The sequence below is a fragment of the uncultured Pseudoalteromonas sp. genome (assembly GCF_963922945.1).
In the GTDB taxonomy this organism is placed as follows: Bacteria; Pseudomonadota; Gammaproteobacteria; order Enterobacterales; family Alteromonadaceae; genus Pseudoalteromonas.
Map to the genome: position 1 here is coordinate 1 of NZ_CAWUKC010000182.1, position 2,100 is coordinate 2,100.

2 protein-coding genes are annotated in these 2,100 nt (G+C 44.5%); one reads left to right on the forward strand and one right to left on the reverse strand.

Annotation, left to right across the window (positions count from 1 at the left end):
- Positions 1-836: LysR family transcriptional regulator (locus AABI99_RS18155; protein WP_338367520.1), on the reverse strand; the 836-nt coding region annotated here is incomplete at its 3' end.
- Between the two features lie 221 nt (positions 837-1,057).
- On the opposite strand from AABI99_RS18155, the gene AABI99_RS18160 reads away from it, so the two are divergent.
- Positions 1,058-2,100: iron-containing alcohol dehydrogenase (locus tag AABI99_RS18160; RefSeq protein WP_338367521.1), on the forward strand; the 1,043-nt coding region annotated here is incomplete at its 3' end.

Below are 2,100 nucleotides of genomic sequence, written 5' to 3' on the forward strand. Positions count from 1 at the left end.
GGGTGAGCAAGCGCCCCTTTACGCCACGCTAAGTACAAATTGTTTTCCGGCCCTTGCGGACCAAGTTTAATTAATCTACCCGATTGAATATCGTCATGACATATATAATCAGGCAGCACGGTATAGCCTACACCGGTTCTTACTATGCCGGCGAGCGCGCGTATGTCGGGGCAGCGAGCAATTATTTTTGACGTACAGCTTTGTTTAAATACAGTATCAAAATACTGGCGTATAAGCGGTAATTGACTGTCGTAACTGACCACCGGCAGCGTATTTAAAAGTGCTGGCGTAATGGTTTTCCCCTCTAAGCTTTGCGCTAATAAACGGTGCGCCACCAGTACCAGCTCTTCGCTGTCGAGCACTTCAAAGTCGTAAATTTTGTTATCGGGCAGGGAGGCTGTAATAGCCATATCGGCAACGCCGGTGTCGAGCGCTGTATAAATTTGCTCACGATTACCAGGCAGCACGACCACATCAACATTGCCCGCTTGTAACAAATTTGCCAGCTGTGCTGAGGCAACATAACTAATATATTCGGCGGGCCCGGCTAGTGTAATCGTTCCGCTCACATCGCTTGAACGGGTGCGTACAGAGGCGACTTTTTGCTCTATAGCATCAAGGTGATTTGCCACTTGGCCTGCTAAATCGTGGGCGGCATTACTTGGTTCTACGCCTCGGTGACGCCGCTCAAATAACGATTTACCTACCACCGACTCCATTGTTTGTATATGCGCGGTTGCAGCGGGTTGCGACAGCCCCAAATTTTTAGCAGCCCGAGAGATGTTTTTACAACGATATACCTCAACAAAGGTGCGTAATTGTACAAAATAAGACATAAAACATTAGGTATCAGAAATCCGATGGGTAAAGCAAGATTAACTGAATTCTAGTTATTGTAAAGTGCGCGTACACTTGCGCTCGTTCAGTTAGACATTAACCGTTTTCATATTTACTTTATAAAATAGGTAATTAATTACTTGAAAGTTAACTATTAATTCCCATTTTATAAAGCAATGAGCACCAGGGGCTGAGCCCCGTAACCAAGTAGAGTACAAATATGTTAAATTTTGCATTTAAAAACCGCACCGAGATTTTATTCGGCAAAGATCAAATTAATGAGATCGCAAGCCGCGTACCAAGCCAAGGCAAGGTCATGTTTTTATACGGTGGCGGTTCGATCAAAAAGAACGGCGTATATGACGATGTAGTAAATGCACTTGAAGGTGTGGACTTTGTGGAGTTTTCGGGAGTTGAGCCAAACCCAACTTACGAAACACTTTCAAAAGCTGTAGAAATTGTGAAAGAGCAAAACGTTAGCTTTATATTAGCTGTAGGCGGCGGTAGTGTTATCGACGGCGCTAAATACGTAGCGGCGGCAGCAAAATACGAAGGCGACGGCTGGGATATTTTAGTTAATGGCGCAGAAGTAAAAAGCGCATTACCTATTGGCGCGGTATTAACGCTTCCGGCTACTGGCTCAGAAAGCAACGGTAACTCGGTTGTTACCCGTAAAGAAACCCAGCAAAAACGTGCCTTTGGTACGCCAATAGTGCAACCGCAATTTGCTGTGCTTGATCCTACGTATACATTCTCACTGCCAACTCGCCAAATTTCTAACGGTGTAGTTGATGCGTTTGTACATGTTATTGAGCAATACTTAACGTACCCAGTTAATGCGCCACTGCAAGACCGTTTTGCAGAAGGCATTTTATCTACGCTAATTGAGCAAGGCCCTAAAGCCCTTGAAAACCCAGAAGATTACGACGTACGTGCAAACGTAATGTGGTCGGCAACGATGGCACTAAATGGCTTAATTGGCCAAGGCGTACCGCAAGATTGGTCTACGCATATGATTGGCCACGAGCTAACAGCGCTTTATAGCTTAGATCACGCTGTAACACTTGCGATTGTATTACCACCGCTTATGTTTGTTCAGCAAGAGCAAAAACGCGCTAAAATTATTCAGTTAGGTGAGCGTGTATTTGGCCTTGATATGCAAGACAAAAACGAGCTGATTGATGCAACCATTAAACATACTCAAGACTTTTTTGAGCAAATGGGTATTAAAACAAAACTTGGCGATTACGACCTAGGTGAAGA